Source organism: Veillonella rogosae JCM 15642, assembly GCF_002959775.1.
Classification (GTDB): Bacteria; Bacillota; Negativicutes; order Veillonellales; family Veillonellaceae; genus Veillonella; species Veillonella rogosae.
Map to the genome: position 1 here is coordinate 34,116 of NZ_PPCX01000009.1, position 13,611 is coordinate 47,726.

Here is a 13,611-nt window from a genome sequence, read left to right on the forward strand (position 1 = left end):
TTTTACCATAAATCGATCATATGTTGTGTTACAAGGCTTACGGCCGTGATAGCAATCCAGCAACAAGCACCTAATGCAAGGGCAGAGCCACCAGATTTCAATAATTTCACAATATTAGTATTAAGGCCGATTGCCACCATGGCCATTGTAATAAAGTATTTGGAAATTGTTTTGAAGATACTTAAGAATCCGATATCTACATTAGCATAGGATAATGCTGTTGTAATAAGGGAGCAAATTACAAAGTAGAGAACGAATTTAGGGAAGATTTTCGCAACGCTTACGCTAGATCCATCTGTTTGAGCTGCATTTTGTTTTGCTTTGTATACTTGGTAACTAGCAAGACCTAAACAAATAGGAATAATAGCAAGGGTACGAGTTAATTTAACGATTGTTGCATATTCTAGTACTTGTGTACCAGTGCCTTTCATACTATCCCATACAGCAGCAGTTGCAGTTACAGAGGATGTATCGTTTACAGCAGTACCTGCGAATAAGCCAAAACCCATGTTGGAAAGACCGATAGCATCGCCAAATTGAGGGAAAACGAAAGCGGCTACTACATTGAAGAAGAATACAACAGAAATCGCTTGTGCAATATCTTGATCTTCTGCCTTAATAACTGGTGCTGCCGCAGCGATAGCGGAGCCACCGCAGATGGAAGAACCTACACCGATAAGAACGGCCGTATTGGAATCGATGTGGGTTAGGCGATAGATAACATAAGCCACGATTAAGGATGTAGCGATGGTAGAGATAATGACAGGTAAAGAAATCCAACCTACATGTAAAATCTGTGTAATGTTAAGCCCAAAGCCTAATAAGATAACGGCCCATTGTAAAATCTTTTTGGATGTAAATCCAATGCCAGCACCTGTTTTTTCTCGTTTCCAAGAGGTGAAGATAGTGCCAATAATTATACCTAAAATGATGGCAAAGATTGGACTACCTACTAGATGAAACTGCTGTCCTAGTAGCCAACAAGGAATAGCGAGAACGGCACAGAGCAAAATGCCTGGCAACGTTTTTTGATTAATACCCATTATAAAACCTCCTTACTGTACATACAGTTTACGTCATATGCGGTATCATGTGGCGTTTGTTTTCTATAGTATTAATAGTACCACAGGAGTGGTTTTTTAATCTACTATTTATGTAAGAAATATACAATATATTCATTTTTATGAATATATTGTATATTGATGGATATTAGCATGAATATTAATGATGAGTATAGAATTATTATGTAATTAATGGTCTTTTTATGAGTTTGATAGATTATAATAATTATTTATGAATGATAAATTTAACTTGTTTTGTGATGAATACGGTGTATATAATGAGTAGAATCTATTTCAAGTGGAAATAGAACACATATAGTGAGGTGCCTTATGATTGACATTGCAAAAATAATAGAAACTAATAAAGAATATGTGAAACAACACCCTGAACTACCTAAGGCTGGGTTAACAAGCCACCCTACTAAGAAGCTTGGCATCGTAACATGTATGGACACACGTTTAGTATGTATGTTAGAAGACGCATTAGGTTTTGATCGCGGTGAAATCATCGTTATTAAAACTGCAGGTAACAGCGTAACACAACCTATCGACAATATCGTACAAAGTCTACTCGTAGCCACCTATGGGATGGAAATTGAAGACGTACTAATCATCGGTCATGAAAACTGCGGCATGATAGATTTTTCTGCTACAACATTTATGGAATCTATGAAAGCCAAAGGTATCAGCGAAGATGCAATTCGCATGATCGAACCAGGACTTATCGACTGGATGGACCGGTTCCATATCTCTGAAGATAATGTAATCTATACAGTAAACTTTTTGCGCCACCATCCACTATTCCCGAAAGGAATGGGATTCTATGGAGGGATGATGGATCCTGATACAGGCAAATTCCGCTACCTCGAAATATAATCCGAGATTTGATGGGGCCCAAGTTGATTGGTACATTTAAGTGAAAAAGGACGCGAACTAACCTCTACGCTCCAAAGCGAGCTAAGTCGCTAATCGGTTAGTTCGCGTCCTTTTTCCTACTGTACCTATGAATTAGTCCCATCAAATCTGAATGTCCATTAACGACTTAGCGTAATTTCGCCGTATCGAGAGGGGGGAGAAGTTAATGGGGCCCCTTTACATAACTACATTTAGGTAAAAAAGAGTGATGACTAACCTCTACGCTCCAAAGCGAGCTAAGTCGCTAATCGGTTAGTTCTCGTCCTTTTTCCTACTGTACCTATGAATTAGTCCCATCATTTATGAACTAGTCCCATCGAGTCTATTCATAAATCAATAAAACGAAATTCACTGTATCAAATAAGTAAGGGGCAAAAAAGTTCGCGTCCTTTCTCTTTCCCCATACACCAACCTATTATTCTCGCATTTAAGGGTGTAGATAGGACTATATGGGACTGTTACATAAGTACAGCCATAAAAATCACAGAACCTAGTAAAGAGCGACTTAGCTCGCTTTGGAGCGATGAGCTAGGTTCTGTGATTTTTAACAAGGCTCTCACTAATGTGTCGGGGCCCCATATAGTCCTATTACGGTAAACCTTAAGCGTAATAATAGGTTGACTATATATTCCTTTTCGCTGTATATTGTAGTTAGATTGTAAACTTAATCACATAAGTTAGTTAACCTATGCAGCGGTGAGTATTCGCTTGAGAGGAGCCATGTATGAAGCAGTTAGGTATTTCTATAATTGGTACGGATACGGATGTAGGCAAGACGTTTGTAACAGGCTTGTTAGGGGCTATGGCTGTAGATGATGGTTTTGCCGTTGGTATGGTGAAACCCGTATCTTCTAGTGCGGTACCTTTCCCTGAGTGCGTAACGATGGATGAGGATAATTATAATGTAGGCCTTGAAAGTAAGGATGCTACGCATTTAATGCGTGCTGCAGGTATTCCTGAGTCCCGTCGTCATGAAGTGAATCCTTATGCGATTGCTGGAGATTTTTCTCCTCGTCTTGCAGCGGAACTAGCAGGCATAGAAATCGATTATGATAGTGTTGTACAGCATACTTTAGATGTGGTGAACCGCTATGATCTAACCTTTGTAGAGGGAGCAGGTGGTATCACGACTCCTCTGTATGGCGATAAAACTTTCACCGATTTTATGAAGGATATAAAATTACCAGCTGTTGTCGTAGCAGATGGTCGACTTGGCTCTATTAACCGTGCTATTTTGACTTGTGAATATGCAAAGATGCATGGTATTGAGGTGAAAGCTATCATCGTAAATGATACGACTGCCGTAGATCCATTCTTGTTGAAAACAAATGTAGCTGACATGGAACGTTATACAGGGATTCCTGTCCTAGCTGTTGTACCGCCATACCAAGGACCAGATATTCATAAGGTACAACTTGGTTGGGCTCGCTCGTTTATTGATTCTAAAAAGTTATGGAATACAGTTATAGGTCTATAAAGCTTAGATAGAATGATTTTGTATAGATTAGCTCTATAGTTCTGTATAGATTAGATCTACAGTTCTATATAGATTAGATCTACAATTTTGTATAAATTAATTAGTTATGTAATAGAGAGTTATAGTTTGTAATACTTGTTAAGTATGAGGTGATAAAATGGCAGAAAAACAGCTTTCACAAGCAGCACAATGGGACCATGAGTTTGTATGGCATCCATTTACACAAATGCAAGATTGGCTAGCACAAGAGCCGGTAGTAATCGAACGCGGTGAGGGGGTTTTCCTCATCGATGAGAACGGTAAAAAGTATTATGATGGCGTTTCCTCCTTGTGGGTTAATATTCACGGTCATAATCATCCTATGTTAAACCAAGCGTTGAAAGATCAAATCGATAAGATTGCTCATAGTACTTTATTGGGGTTAGTGAGTCCTCCATCTGCACAATTGTGTAAAGAACTTGTAGAACTTGCTCCAGAAGGCTTAGATAAAGTATTCCTATCTGATGATGGCAGTACGGCTATCGAGGTAGCTATTAAGATGGCGTATCAATACCGTCAACAAGTAGGACAAACGAAAAAGACTAAGTTTATCGCCCTCAATGCTGGCTATCATGGGGATACATTAGGTACTGTATCGGTAGGTGGTATTCAGTTGTTCCATCAAGTATTCCACAATCTATTATTCAAACCATTAACTTTGCCAAGCCCTGGCGTATACGCAGATGTAGCCGATCGAGATAAAGCCTTTGAAGAATCTTTGGCTGAATTGGAGCGTATCCTTAACGAAGAAGGCGATGAAATTACAGCGCTCGTTATGGAACCATTAGTACAAGCTGCAGCAGGCATGCTTGTAATGCCTCACGGCTATTTGAAACGAGTTCGTGAGTTGACAGAAGCGCATGATGTATTCCTCATCGTCGACGAAGTAGCGACAGGCTTTGGTCGGACTGGTAAATTCTTTGCTTGTGAACATGAAGGCGTATCTCCAGACTTCATGACCTTGTCTAAAGGCATTACGGGCGGTTACATGCCGTTGGCGGCGACTTTGACTACAAAACGCGTGTTTGATGCATTCCTTGGTACCTTTGAAGAAAAGAAAACCTTCTATCATGGTCACTCCTATACAGGGAATGCCTTGGCGTGTGCCGTTGCATTGGCTTCCTTGAAAGTTTTCCGCGATGAAAAGGTTATCGATCAATTACCTGCGAAAGTGGATGCTTTCACAAAGGCCTTAGAACCTATTAAGTCCTTAAAGCATGTTAAAGAGGTTCGTCAACGGGGCCTCATCGTAGGTATTGAGCTTGAAAAAGACGTGGCTACGCACGAAGCATATCGTCCAAATGATGCGGTTGGTGCTAAGGTAGCCATCCTTGCTCGTGAACAAGGTCTCATCTGCCGTCCTATCGGTGACGTAGTTATCCTTATGCCTCCATTGGCATCCACTGTAGAACAATTAGAGGATATGGTTCGTATCGTTGGTGAAAGTATCCAACGTGCTACCGAAGAAGAAGGCTTACTGGAAGATTTACGTCCAATTATTTTGTAAATGATAAGGCGCACCTTACTATTGAAATGTAAGGTATAGAGTTTATTCTATCCATCTATTAAGCATATGTAATGAAAATAGCTACACCTATTGCTTCTTTACGCCTGTGTAAAAGCCGTTAGGTGTAGCTTTTTTATATGAAGAAATCGATATTTTCATGAAATTTTTAAAATATATTCTATACATTCTCAAAATTCGATGATTAATTAGCATATCTATGATACTATATATGTATAAAGGAGGTCATCGTATGGACATTTATGTAATTATGCAAGTTCTTATTTTATTTGGTGCCATCTTCCTCGGTGTTCGCCTCGGTGGTATGGGCATCGGTTACGCTGGCGGCCTTGGGGTTGTATTGTTAAGCCTTGGTATGGGTATGTTCCCAGGTCAGATTCCGTGGGATGTAATTCTCATCATCATGTCTGCTATCGCAGCCATCTGTGCCTTACAGTTAGCTGGCGGTCTTGATTATTTGGTGCGTATTGCGGAAAATATTTTGCGCAAAAACCCTAAACACATCAACTATTTGGCACCAACAGTAACGTATTTCTTAACTCTATTAGCTGGTACTGGTCATACAGCATTCTCTATGATTCCGGTAATTGTAGAGGTGGCGAAAAGTGAAAACATTAAGCCATCTGTACCATTATCCATCGCCGTTGTAGCGAGTCAAATCGGTATTACAGCGAGTCCAGTATCCGCAGCAGTTGTTGCAATGAGTGGTTTCCTTGAGCCATATGGCGTAAACTACCCTACATTGCTTGCTATCTGTATTTCTACAACATTCGTAGCGGTTATGATTACAGCGTTTATCATGTCTACCTTTGCGAATAATGACTTGTCTTCTGATCCAGTTTACCAAGAACGTTTGGCAGCAGGTCATGTGGCACCGCCTCGTGAAAAAAATACAGATTTCGCTTTGAAACCAGGTGCAAAAACTTCTGTATTGATTTTCTTAATTGGTATTATTTGTATCGTATTCTATGCAACTGCAATCTCCAAAAACATTGGTCTTGTTAAACCAGTTATTTTTGGTCGAAATGATGCTATCATCGGCTTCATGATGATTATTGCAGCAGCAATCACTTACTTCTGTAAGATTGATACAGCACAACTTGTTAATACTAGCACATTCAAATCCGGTTTATCCGCATGTGTCTGCGTACTAGGTGTAGCATGGTTGGGTGATACTTTCGTAAAAGGTCATATTCCTGAAATCAAAGCTCTTGCTTCTAGCATGGTAACGGCATATCCGTTCTTGTTAGCCGTAGCATTCTTCTTTGCAAGTACATTGTTGTATAGCCAAGCGGCAACTACACAAGCATTGGTACCTGCTGTAATTCTAGCTCTCGGTATTACTCCAGAGAACCCAGGATCCGTATACATTATTATCGCATCCTTCGCAGCTGTATCTGCACTCTTCGTATTGCCTACATATCCAACACTCTTGGGGGCTGTACAAATGGATGATACCGGCTCTACACGAATCGGTAAACTCGTATTTAACCATCCGTTCTTTATCCCTGGCGTACTATCCATTGCTATCGCAGTAGCACTTGGCTTCGTAGTAGCTCCATTGATGCTGTAATTGGTGAAAGCTAAATAAGGTTAATACAAAATATATTAAAATCATAACCACCCGTAGAACGGGTGGTTTGCTCTGACCCTATAAGGGTCTTTCTCTAGTGGTGGCCCTCTAAAGAGGGCATTGAATGATCTGACAACCACTCTATTACCACTGGCTGCCCCCTACTCGGGGGCTTTTATTTTGCCTATTTTACTGGCTCACCCGTAAACGGGTCGGTGTATTCTTTAAAGTTTAATGTATCTTGCGCTATATCCTCTTGTAGTTGATTGCGAATATACTCTTTTATCGCTCCTTCATATCGTCCTACCGTATCCACATAATATCCTCTACACCAGAAATGTCTATTTCCATACTTATATTTTAAATTTGCGTGTTTATCGAATATCATGAGGCTACTTTTGCTTTTTAAATATCCCATAAAACTCGATACGCTTAAATGTGGTGGTATCGTTACTAGCATATGAATATGATCCGGACAGCATTCCGCTTCTATAATCTCTACATTTTTCCTCTTACATAAATCTCGTAAGATTTTACCTACATCAGCTTTTATCCGACCATAAATTATTTGTCTTCTATACTTTGGAGCAAAAACAATATGATATTTACATCTCCATTTACTATGTGATAAGCTTTTTACGTCATTCATTGACATTGAACCTCCTATGTTGAAATGTTGTGGTTGCCAGACCAACTTCATTCTATCACTAGGAGGTTCTTTCCTTTTCTCTAAGAATTTTTTACCGACCCCCAGTTTAACTGGGGGTTTAGTCATGCCTATTCGGCGTACAATCAGAAAAGGACGTAACTTTAAAGGTTACGTCCTTTTGGTTTGCGTATGTATTATTTGTTTTTGCCATTACATTTCTTACAGAGACCTGCAATTTCTAGATGATGTTCTGTGACGGTAAAACCTACATCGAAGAGCTCTTTGGGCATCTCTACAACAGGGCAAGTATGGAGTGGAACCATAGTGCCACAGCTAGTACATACCGCATAGTGGCGGTGTGTATGCGGCGTAATTTCATAGTAGGCCATATCGCTACCCATGAGTGTTGTACGGGTAACGATTCCCTTTGTTTCTAGTAATTCTAGGGTGCGGTAGATAGTAGACATCCACGTAGTATCGCTATCGCCTAATTTTTCAGCAATCTCAATAGCTGTCATAGGTTTATCCGCTGTTGTTAACACAGACCAAATGGCTTCGCGCTGTTTGGTCTTTTTTATGCCTTCTGGCCAAGTTGTTGTGTTCATAATTCTCTTTCAGTTCTATTTTAATACTAAACGTGCTATACACTTGTATAACTAGATGTCTTATATGGCTAATAATTAGATGCCTTACTATGAATATAATGTAGCTGTTTAAATATATTAACTATTATTTTGTTATTTGCTAAATTGCATTCGTCTTATGACCGCCCGAATATTTTTAATGACTAACACCACTAGCAAGATTCCTACCGATGTTAGAGATACAAAGCCACCAGGAGCTACATTGAGATAGTATGATCCGAATAGGCCAATAATCATGGCGAGTAAACTAAATCCAATGGAGCATAGTAAGGTCGTTCTAAATCCTTTTTCTAGTTGTAGTGCCGATGCTACAGGTAAGGCAATCATAGCACTTAATACGAGGACGCCAACGATTTTAATGGAAATAGACACGGCTGCAGCCATTAGGATGGCAAAGATATAGTTAATAAAATCTACCTTAACACCGGCTACGCGAGCTGCTTCTTCATCGTAAGCGATGTAGAGTAAGGAGTTATATAAGAAGTATAGCGTTAATACTGACAAAATAGTAAGGACCGCAATGCTAATCATATCAGCCGCATTTACTGTTAAAATGCTACCGAAGAAAAATACATTGGCATTAGCTTTCAGTTTACCTGAACTAATAAGCGTAATGGCAGTACCAATACTGAGGGATAAGATGATGGTAAGAATTAAATCGAGATGGTGGGAGAAGTATTTTCGCAAAAACTCGATGAGGGCACCACAGATGGCGGTAAAGATGAAAGCCCCTAAGATAGGGTTTGTACTTGTTAACAAGCCTAGAGTGATACCTGCCAGGGATGCGTGGCTCATGGTATCGCCAATCATACTGGACCGGCGTAATACCATGAAAATACCGATACATGGGCATAATAGTGATATGCAGATGGCTACGAAGAAGGCATTTTGCATAAAGTCATAACTAAACATTGCGCACCTCCTCAGTTGTAGTATCATCAGCCTGAGCCTGAGCCTGAGCCTGAGCCTGAGCCTGAGCCTGAGCCTGAGTTGTTACATCTGTGAAGCAAGAACAATTTTCGTGATCTACAGGGTTACGACCTGTATTATGCATGATTTCGCAAGCGTATTGCTCAGGTGAGCAAAGGTGGCCGTGGCCATTTGAGATATGGTAGATGTTGGTAGAATTAGCGATTGCCATTTCCAAGTTATGTTCAACAGAGATTATCGTAATATGATGCTTTTGGTTTAAATCGCGAAGAAGTGTGTAGATGCCTTCTTGGCTTTTTCTGTCGATGCCTGTGGATGGTTCATCGAGGATGATGAGGTCAGGGCTGCCGATAAGGGCTCGGGCGATAGATACTCGCTGTGCCTGACCACCAGAGAGCTTACTGATGAGGCGGTCTTTAAATTCCGTCATATGAGTGAGCTCTAATACGCGATTAACTTCGTTTTTATCTTTTAGTTTTAAAAGCTTGCGGTAGGAATCGAGGATTTCTGTTACCGTAATAGGAAAGCCTGCATGGGAGAAATCATTTTTCTGTGATACATAGCGAATGTTGTTGCTATGTAGTTTGATTGAGCCTTTCACAGGGGTAAGAAAACCTAAAATAAGGCGTAGCAGGGTACTTTTACCAGACCCATTGTCCCCGACGATGGATATATAGTCACCGCTGTGAATATGTAGATTTAGGTCGTTTAACACGTAAGGTGGCTGACCTTGATAGGAAAAATAAAGATGTTCTATGGATAACATATAAAAAACCACATTTCTAATTGACAAAATTCTGAGTAAGTTTATACTATAACTATATTACAAATGCAACTGAGTCGCAACTGCAACAAAAGAATAAGCAGTATTCTATGGAGGCATAGCGTTCAGGATTAACAAAAGGAGGACTACGATGGTCAAGAAACTGGTTTTGTTAGTTGTAGGCATTATGATGGCTGCTCTATTTGCAGGCTGTGGTAATGATGCACCGAAGGAACAAGCAAGTAAAAAGATCCAAGTGGTAACAAGTTTTAATGCGATGGCTGAATTTACAAAGGCTATTGGCGGTGACAAGGTAGAGGTATCTACTATTATTCCAGATGGCGTTGAGCCTCATGATTTCGAGTTGAAACCAGAAAATATGAAACAATTGGCAACAGCTCAAGTATTCGTGTATAACGGTTTTGGTATGGAGCCTTGGGCACAACAAGCTATCGAAGCAGCTAAAAATGATAAGCTCGTAACTGTTGTAGCGACTAAAGGCGTAGAAGCTATTAAAAATACTGATCCTGAAGAAATTAAGGAACATGGTGCAGAAGATCCTCACGCATGGTTATCTTTAAAAGACGCTAAAATTGAAGTGAAAAACATCAAAGATGCTCTTGTAAAAGCTGACCCAGCTAACAAGGACTACTACGAAAAGAACTACACTGAATATGTTGGTAAACTAGATGCAATGATTAAAAAGTATGAAGAGCAATTTGCTAAAGCTCCTCATAAAAACTTTGTTACAGGCCATGCCGCATTCGCTTACTTAAGCCGTGACTTTGGTTTGGAACAAAACAGCGTAGAAGATGTATTTGCTGAAGGTGAACCAAACGCAGCGCAATTAGCTAAACTCATCGAATATGTTAAAGAAAATAACATCACTACTATCTTTGCAGAAGAAATGGCTAGCCCAGAAGTATCTAAAACTTTGGCAAAAGAAGTGGGTGCTAAGGTAGAAACTATTTACACTATTGAAAGCAAAGAAGACGACAAAACATACCTACAACGTATGGACGAAAACCTTGCAAAAATTGCAGAATCTTTGAAATAAGATAAATGAAAGGCAGCCCTAATGGGCTGCTTTTTTATTATTGTCTTTAGACTGGTTCGCGACGTAGTCGCGAATTATAAAACCACCCGCTATGCGGGTGCGGCAACGAAAGTTATACAAAAAAATCACCTTGCTTAAGTATAATGTAGGTGTTCAAGCCGCATTATATACAAAAGAAAGGTGATTTTATATGGCAACAAAGACACAGAGCCTTGCGCACACAAAATGGTTATGCAAATACCACATAGTATTTACACCTAAGTATAGACGTAAAGTTATATATAATCAATACAGAAATAGTTTACGTGAAATACTGAGACGTTTATGTGAATATAAGGGCGTCAAGATTATAGAGGGGGAGCTTATGGCAGATCATGTGCATATGCTAGTGTTAATTCCACCTAAAATATCAGTTTCATCTTTTATGGGATATCTAAAGGGTAAAAGTGCGCTAATGATGTTCGATAAATACGCAAACTTAAAGTATAAATTTGGAAATAGACACTTTTGGTCCGAGGGATATTATGTAAGTACAGTAGGATTAAATGAAGCTACCGTAAAAAAATATATACGTGAGCAAGAGTTACATGACCAAATGAAAGATAAACTTAGTGTAAAAGAATATGAGGACCCTTTTAAGGGTAGCAAGTAATACATATCCCCTTTAAGGGGAGCGTTACGAGTCAATGGCTATGCGGCTTGAACGTAGTGAAAGCCAGCGCCTTTAGACGCTGGCCTAGTACTACGGGCTTATAGCCCGTGAGCAAACCACCCGTTTTACGGGTGGTTCTGATTTGGTATGGTATGTTAGTTTCAACTAAAGTTTAACGAATATAGTATAATATATATTACGAGATAAAATAAAAAGGAGGTCCAATATGGTTATCACTAATAAATTAGGCATTACTGATTCTCCCACTTTGGCTAGGGAAGAAGAGCGAATAAGTAAAAAGTCTGCGGCTAGATTATTTGAGCAGAACCTACTTAATAACATGTCTAGTGGTACTTGGACTACGTTACAAGACATCCATAAGGAATTATTTCAAGATATATATGATTTTGCTGGTGAGCTACGTACTGTAAATATTTCTAAAGGGAATTTCCGTTTTGTTCCTGTTATGTATCTATCTGAAGCGGTTAAAACTATTGAAAGTATGCCACAAAATTCATTTGATGAAATTGTAGAGAAGTATGTAGAAATGAATGTGGCTCATCCTTTTAGAGAGGGTAATGGACGTAGTATGCGTTTGTGGCTTGATCATATGCTTTGTGTTGAACTACAAAAAACTATTGATTGGAGTCAAATTGATAAGGAAACATATTTATCTGCTATGGAGCGCAGCCCTGTAAATGATTTAGAAATTAAAGCTGTATTGGCGGAGGCGCTTACTGACGATATCAATAATCGGGAACTATTTATGAAGGGCCTTGATCATAGTTATTATTTTGAAGGATATCAATTGTTTAAGAGTGAGGAGTTATAAGGTAGAGTATTATGAATGGTTTGTTTGGTCCTTATATAGAAAAATGGATGCATTTTGTGACCATTAAAAATATGTTATTACTAGCTATTGGATCTCTAATTATAACTGATTTAGGTTTATACATATTGATGTTGCTTTTCCCAAAGAGTCCATTTTTTAAAACTCTTATTTGGGAGGTTATCAGTCCTGTAGAACTTGAGGCAGTTGCTATTATTGGTTATGTACTTGGAATTGCAGTATTTATTCTTGTAGCCTCTGGTATTTTATATGGTGTTTTTAAGGTGTTTAAGGGGCAAGTTACCTATAAGCAACTAGTGGCAGACTTGCTTTTAAATAGCTGTATTGCCAGCTGGATTCATTTGATATTTGTACTTGTTGCTGCGCCTACTTATCTCTTGTTAGACTTACGTATTCGAGGTGGTACGGGCGGATTAAGTACGATGGAGCTCTTTAATGTCTTTGTTATGGCCCAGCTTATGTCTAAGCAATTTGGAGTAAATCCTTGGATAACGGGGATTTCCTTTTATATAGTATCTTTCATCTTTGGCGTTGGTGGTATTATGTTATTCATGACAACTTAAATACATATGTAATTGAAAGGTTGGTAGATTCTGTTAAGGCAGCTACCAACTTTTTTTATTTTCTAATCATGGTCGTCAATTAATTTAAAGTAAATTTATATTTATTTTAAAAGTGTCTTGTGATACAATGAAAAACATATATATGTGTTGTTTGCGTTTGAAGGAGGGCTTATGGAAACAAAATGGTATTCAGATTTTAAGGAGTTGTGTATATCTCCCTTTAAGACGGGAATCCCCCAAATTGTAACGTATGGATCCTGTATGAAAGGCTTTTACGGGGCTGCAGCAGTCAGTGTTGTAGGCTCACTGCTCACCACGTTTATACCGGCTCTTATTATATCGATGATGCAGTTGCATCATACATTTTATGGTCGTATTTTTGTAATGAGTGCCAATGGTGGCGTTGCTATGCAATTAGCCTTTAATCTATTTCTTACCTTTTTAGGTTTATCTCTTAATGCCTATTTAGTTTCTTGGGTGGCTAATAAATTTGATGCTCAGACGACTCCGCAGGAAGTGCTAAAGGTGAATTGGTATTCCTACGCGTATGGACAATTACTGGCGCTTATTGGTGGGCTTTTGATAATGCCTGCTAGCATCTATTTCTTTATTAATATTGATAATTTCGGGCCTTTACAAGATCCACTCGACTTACCTTTGTCGATTATTCTATATGTACTTATCTCTTTCTTTATCCTAATGGGGATTTCTCTGTGGACTTGGTGGGTAAGTCTAAATTTATTAAGCCAACAAATTAATAAACCTAAACTCTCAACATTTGGTATTAGCCTATTGGCTGGTCTCATTCCATTTGTTATCATAAGTGCTATTATGGCGTTCATAGTTTTTACAGTAATGAACATGAGATATTCTAGTGGGTTATTTTAAGTAATTATATTTGTACTTAATGTGT

The 13,611-nt window shown here is 39.0% G+C and carries 14 protein-coding genes; 9 read left to right on the forward strand and 5 right to left on the reverse strand.

Annotated features, from left to right (window positions below; genetic code table 11):
• Positions 1–2 precede the first annotated feature (2 nt).
• A complete protein-coding gene (locus VRHSUH09_RS04800) occupies positions 3–1,043 on the reverse strand; it encodes a YeiH family protein (protein WP_105081545.1) in 1,041 nt (346 codons plus the stop codon).
• A gap of 348 nt (positions 1,044–1,391) precedes the next feature.
• Between VRHSUH09_RS04800 and VRHSUH09_RS04805 the strand changes: the two genes are divergently transcribed.
• The 4 genes from VRHSUH09_RS04805 (at position 1,392) to VRHSUH09_RS04820 (ending at position 6,590) form a co-directional block, all read left to right on the forward strand.
• Complete coding sequence (locus tag VRHSUH09_RS04805) at positions 1,392–1,937, forward strand: beta-class carbonic anhydrase (protein WP_105081546.1); 546 nt, start codon at positions 1,392–1,394, stop codon at positions 1,935–1,937.
• A 763-nt stretch (positions 1,938–2,700) separates the two neighbouring features.
• Positions 2,701–3,453 carry a dethiobiotin synthase gene (gene bioD, locus VRHSUH09_RS04810; RefSeq protein WP_054748520.1) on the forward strand — a complete coding sequence of 251 codons (753 nt, stop codon included), beginning with the start codon at positions 2,701–2,703 and terminating at the stop codon, positions 3,451–3,453.
• Between the two features lie 157 nt (positions 3,454–3,610).
• On the forward strand, positions 3,611–4,999 hold the full coding sequence (gene bioA, locus VRHSUH09_RS04815) for an adenosylmethionine--8-amino-7-oxononanoate transaminase (RefSeq protein ID WP_105081547.1): 1,389 nt from the start codon (positions 3,611–3,613) through the stop codon (positions 4,997–4,999).
• Between the two features lie 250 nt (positions 5,000–5,249).
• Positions 5,250–6,590 (forward strand): anaerobic C4-dicarboxylate transporter, encoded by a 1,341-nt coding sequence (locus VRHSUH09_RS04820; protein WP_105081548.1) that lies wholly within the window; start codon positions 5,250–5,252, stop codon positions 6,588–6,590.
• A gap of 184 nt (positions 6,591–6,774) precedes the next feature.
• On the opposite strand, the gene tnpA (VRHSUH09_RS04825) is transcribed toward VRHSUH09_RS04820, so the two are convergent.
• The 4 genes from tnpA (VRHSUH09_RS04825) to VRHSUH09_RS04840 all read right to left on the reverse strand — a co-directional run bounded on the left by tnpA (VRHSUH09_RS04825) (position 6,775) and on the right by VRHSUH09_RS04840 (position 9,579).
• The gene (gene tnpA / locus VRHSUH09_RS04825) at positions 6,775–7,239 is read right to left on the reverse strand and encodes an IS200/IS605 family transposase (protein ID WP_038125930.1); all 465 of its coding nucleotides are present in this window, start codon (positions 7,237–7,239) and stop codon (positions 6,775–6,777) included.
• 194 nt (positions 7,240–7,433) lie between these two features.
• A complete protein-coding gene (locus tag VRHSUH09_RS04830) occupies positions 7,434–7,844 on the reverse strand; it encodes a Fur family transcriptional regulator (protein WP_054748852.1) in 411 nt (136 codons plus the stop codon).
• Positions 7,845–7,976: 132 nt separating this feature from the next.
• On the reverse strand, positions 7,977–8,795 hold the full coding sequence (locus tag VRHSUH09_RS04835) for a metal ABC transporter permease (protein WP_054748854.1): 819 nt from the start codon (positions 8,793–8,795) through the stop codon (positions 7,977–7,979).
• Complete coding sequence (locus VRHSUH09_RS04840; protein WP_105081549.1) at positions 8,788–9,579, reverse strand: metal ABC transporter ATP-binding protein; 792 nt, start codon at positions 9,577–9,579, stop codon at positions 8,788–8,790. The genes VRHSUH09_RS04835 and VRHSUH09_RS04840 overlap by 8 nt, the downstream gene beginning before the upstream one ends.
• Before the next feature lie 148 nt (positions 9,580–9,727).
• On the opposite strand from VRHSUH09_RS04840, the gene VRHSUH09_RS04845 reads away from it, so the two are divergent.
• The 5 genes from VRHSUH09_RS04845 to VRHSUH09_RS04865 all read left to right on the forward strand — a co-directional run bounded on the left by VRHSUH09_RS04845 (position 9,728) and on the right by VRHSUH09_RS04865 (position 13,586).
• Positions 9,728–10,633: a metal ABC transporter substrate-binding protein gene (locus VRHSUH09_RS04845; RefSeq protein ID WP_105081550.1), complete on the forward strand. Its 906-nt coding sequence runs from the start codon at positions 9,728–9,730 to the stop codon at positions 10,631–10,633.
• Between the two features lie 190 nt (positions 10,634–10,823).
• The gene (gene tnpA, locus VRHSUH09_RS04850; RefSeq protein WP_105081551.1) at positions 10,824–11,285 is read left to right on the forward strand and encodes an IS200/IS605 family transposase; all 462 of its coding nucleotides are present in this window, start codon (positions 10,824–10,826) and stop codon (positions 11,283–11,285) included.
• Positions 11,286–11,511: 226 nt separating this feature from the next.
• Positions 11,512–12,117 carry a protein adenylyltransferase Fic gene (fic, locus tag VRHSUH09_RS04855; protein ID WP_105081552.1) on the forward strand — a complete coding sequence of 202 codons (606 nt, stop codon included), beginning with the start codon at positions 11,512–11,514 and terminating at the stop codon, positions 12,115–12,117.
• An 11-nt stretch (positions 12,118–12,128) separates the two neighbouring features.
• Positions 12,129–12,698: a hypothetical protein gene (locus VRHSUH09_RS04860; protein WP_054747975.1), complete on the forward strand. Its 570-nt coding sequence runs from the start codon at positions 12,129–12,131 to the stop codon at positions 12,696–12,698.
• Positions 12,699–12,869: 171 nt separating this feature from the next.
• On the forward strand, positions 12,870–13,586 hold the full coding sequence (locus VRHSUH09_RS04865; protein ID WP_105081553.1) for a hypothetical protein: 717 nt from the start codon (positions 12,870–12,872) through the stop codon (positions 13,584–13,586).
• Positions 13,587–13,611: the final 25 nt, after the last annotated feature.

What these genes read in the sequence shown, in the direction of transcription:
- tnpA (WP_105081551.1), top strand. Translation starts at nt 10,824, where the DNA reads ATGGCAACAAAGACACAGAGCCTTGCGCACACAAAATGGTTATGCAAA.
- VRHSUH09_RS04835 (WP_054748854.1), bottom strand. Translation starts at nt 8,795, where the DNA reads ATGTTTAGTTATGACTTTATGCAAAATGCCTTCTTCGTAGCCATCTGC.
- VRHSUH09_RS04860 (WP_054747975.1), top strand. Translation starts at nt 12,129, where the DNA reads ATGAATGGTTTGTTTGGTCCTTATATAGAAAAATGGATGCATTTTGTG.
- VRHSUH09_RS04830 (WP_054748852.1), bottom strand. Translation starts at nt 7,844, where the DNA reads ATGAACACAACAACTTGGCCAGAAGGCATAAAAAAGACCAAACAGCGC.
- VRHSUH09_RS04840 (WP_105081549.1), bottom strand. Translation starts at nt 9,579, where the DNA reads ATGTTATCCATAGAACATCTTTATTTTTCCTATCAAGGTCAGCCACCT.
- VRHSUH09_RS04805 (WP_105081546.1), top strand. Translation starts at nt 1,392, where the DNA reads ATGATTGACATTGCAAAAATAATAGAAACTAATAAAGAATATGTGAAA.
- tnpA (WP_038125930.1), bottom strand. Translation starts at nt 7,239, where the DNA reads ATGAATGACGTAAAAAGCTTATCACATAGTAAATGGAGATGTAAATAT.
- VRHSUH09_RS04865 (WP_105081553.1), top strand. Translation starts at nt 12,870, where the DNA reads ATGGAAACAAAATGGTATTCAGATTTTAAGGAGTTGTGTATATCTCCC.
- bioD (WP_054748520.1), top strand. Translation starts at nt 2,701, where the DNA reads ATGAAGCAGTTAGGTATTTCTATAATTGGTACGGATACGGATGTAGGC.
- fic (WP_105081552.1), top strand. Translation starts at nt 11,512, where the DNA reads ATGGTTATCACTAATAAATTAGGCATTACTGATTCTCCCACTTTGGCT.
- VRHSUH09_RS04845 (WP_105081550.1), top strand. Translation starts at nt 9,728, where the DNA reads ATGGTCAAGAAACTGGTTTTGTTAGTTGTAGGCATTATGATGGCTGCT.
- VRHSUH09_RS04820 (WP_105081548.1), top strand. Translation starts at nt 5,250, where the DNA reads ATGGACATTTATGTAATTATGCAAGTTCTTATTTTATTTGGTGCCATC.
- bioA (WP_105081547.1), top strand. Translation starts at nt 3,611, where the DNA reads ATGGCAGAAAAACAGCTTTCACAAGCAGCACAATGGGACCATGAGTTT.
- VRHSUH09_RS04800 (WP_105081545.1), bottom strand. Translation starts at nt 1,043, where the DNA reads ATGGGTATTAATCAAAAAACGTTGCCAGGCATTTTGCTCTGTGCCGTT.